We start from the raw sequence: 2456 nt of genomic DNA, 5'->3' as shown, positions 1-2456 counted from the left end.
GTACTGCTGCCGAAGGCGTATTGGCTTACGCGATCAACGGCAATGTCGGCGCATTGGTTGAAGTAAACTGCGAAACCGACTTCGTTGCTAAAGACGCCGGCTTCGTAGAATTTGCCAACTTCGTTGCTAAAACTGCTGCCGAGAAAAAACCGGCTTCTGTTGAAGAACTGAGTGAACTGGTTGAAGCAGAACGCAAAGCCATCATCGCTAAATTGGGCGAAAACATGTCTGTTCGCCGCTTCCAAGTGATCGACACTGCCAACCAACTGGTTGCCTACATCCACGGTGCTTTGGCTACCGAAGGCGTATTGGTTGAGTTCAAAGGCTCTGAAGACGTAGCACGCAAAATCGGTATGCACATCGTTGCCGCCAAACCACAATGCGTAAGCGAAGCCGAAGTAGATGCTGAAACCGTTGAAAAAGAACGCCACATCTACACCGAACAAGCTATCGCTTCCGGTAAACCTGCCGACATCGCCGCTAAAATGGTTGAAGGCCGTATCCGCAAATTCTTGGCTGAAATCACTCTGAACGGCCAAGCGTTCGTGATGAACCCTGACCAAACTGTTGCCCAATTCGCTAAAGAAAACGGCACTGAAGTGATTAGCTTCGTACGCTACAAAGTAGGCGACGGTATCGAGAAAGCCGTTGTTGACTACGCAGCCGAAGTTGCTGCCGCTGCTAAAGTGTAAGGCACTTATGAAAAAGAAAGCACCTAGATTCCAAACGAATCAGGGTGCTTTTTTTTGAGAAAACCGTTTACGGTACCTATTTTAAGACGACTGAATATAAAGGCCGTCTGAAAACAAAACAATAATAGAACGACACACCATATCATTGTAATCCGACCGTTTGAAAATTCAGACGGCCCAAACTCCGACCGACGACATTCAAGAAAGCAAGGTATCCCATGACACAGCAAATCAAATACAAACGCGTATTACTGAAACTCTCCGGTGAATCCCTGATGGGTTCCGATCCGTTCGGCATCAATCACGATACCATCGTTCAAACTGTCGGCGAAATTGCCGAAGTCGTTAAAATGGGCGTGCAAGTCGGTATTGTTGTCGGCGGCGGTAACATTTTCCGCGGCGTATCCGCCCAAGCAGGCAGCATGGACCGCGCCACTGCCGACTACATGGGCATGATGGCAACCGTAATGAACGCGTTGGCACTCAAAGACGCATTTGAAACTTTGGGCATCAAAGCGCGCGTACAATCCGCACTTTCCATGCAGCAAATCGCTGAAACTTACGCCCGTCCTAAAGCCATTCAATATTTGGAAGAAGGCAAAGTCGTGATTTTCGCCGCCGGTACCGGTAACCCGTTCTTCACGACCGATACTGCCGCCGCATTGCGCGGCGCGGAAATGAACTGCGACGTGATGCTCAAAGCCACCAACGTGGACGGCGTGTACACCGCAGACCCGAAAAAAGATCCATCTGCAACACGCTACGAAACCATTACTTTTGACGAAGCCTTGTTGAAAAACCTCAAAGTGATGGATGCCACCGCTTTCGCCCTCTGCCGAGAACGCAAGCTCAATATCGTGGTATTCGGCATTGCTAAAGAAGGCTCGCTCAAACGCGTGGTAACCGGCGAAAACGAAGGTACACTGGTTCACTGCTAATCATTGAAAGGCCGTCTGAAACAGCCGAACGGGATACATTCGGCTTTCAGACGGCCTTTTATTTTCAGTCGGTTGAGGTGGGTATTGGCTCATGGTTTGAAAAGGTTAAGAACTTGCTTGACCATAATCCCCAACCGACAATTCGATAACAAAAGGATACTCCATGAATATCACCGTCTTGGCTGTCGGCACGAAAATGCCGCGTTGGGTGGATGAAGCCGTCAGCGAGTACGCCAAACGCTTCGGGCGCGATGTCAATTATGCGCTGAAAGAAATCAAGCCAGAGAAACGCGGCGCGGGTGTGAATGCGGCTCAGGGTATGGCGGCTGAAGAAAAACGCCTGTTGGAAGCCATACCGCAGGGCGCGTTTTTGGTGGTATTGGACGAGCGCGGCAAAGCGCCGACTTCGGTCGAATTGGCGCAACATTTAAAAAGCTGGCAGCAAAACGGCGAACACGTCTGCTTTATTATCGGCGGCGCAGACGGCATGACTGACCGTTTGAAACAGCAGGCAAACATGATGATGCGCCTTTCCAGCCTGACCTTACCGCACGGCATGGTGCGCGTTTTATTGACCGAGCAGCTTTATCGCGCCGTTTCGATTTTGCACAACCATCCGTATCATCGGGAATAATCCGTTTTGATTGCCGAGATAAGACGGCAATGACGCCTTGTCGGTTAAAAGCAGGGTTGAACCTGTTTTCAGACGGCCTGATTTTTCCGCATGAATCCTTTATAATCGTTTCTTTGATAAATCAACATCTTTCGGGAGAACCCAAATGTCCGATTTCCGTCAAGACTTCCTCAAATTCGCTTTGGCACAAAA

The 2456-nt window shown here is 49.6% G+C and carries 3 protein-coding genes; all 3 read left to right on the top strand.

All coding sequences use genetic code 11. The features are described 5' to 3' along the window. Positions 1 to 692 (top strand): translation elongation factor Ts (gene tsf / locus ACTHUT_RS17975; RefSeq protein ID WP_440419277.1); only part of this gene is annotated, 692 nt, incomplete at its 5' end. 218 nt (positions 693 to 910) lie between these two features. Further along, a complete protein-coding gene (pyrH, locus tag ACTHUT_RS17970; RefSeq protein ID WP_002243681.1) occupies positions 911 to 1630 on the top strand; it encodes a UMP kinase in 720 nt (239 codons plus the stop codon). A 163-nt stretch (positions 1631 to 1793) separates the two neighbouring features. Beyond that, positions 1794 to 2264 (top strand): 23S rRNA (pseudouridine(1915)-N(3))-methyltransferase RlmH, encoded by a 471-nt coding sequence (gene rlmH, locus ACTHUT_RS17965; protein ID WP_154954131.1) that lies wholly within the window; start codon positions 1794 to 1796, stop codon positions 2262 to 2264. Positions 2265 to 2456 lie beyond the last annotated feature (192 nt).

The organism is Neisseria sp. P0022.S010 (assembly GCF_051956635.1).
The sequence above is the reverse complement of the archived record's forward strand: the minus strand, read 5'-3'. Positions and strand labels throughout refer to the sequence as shown.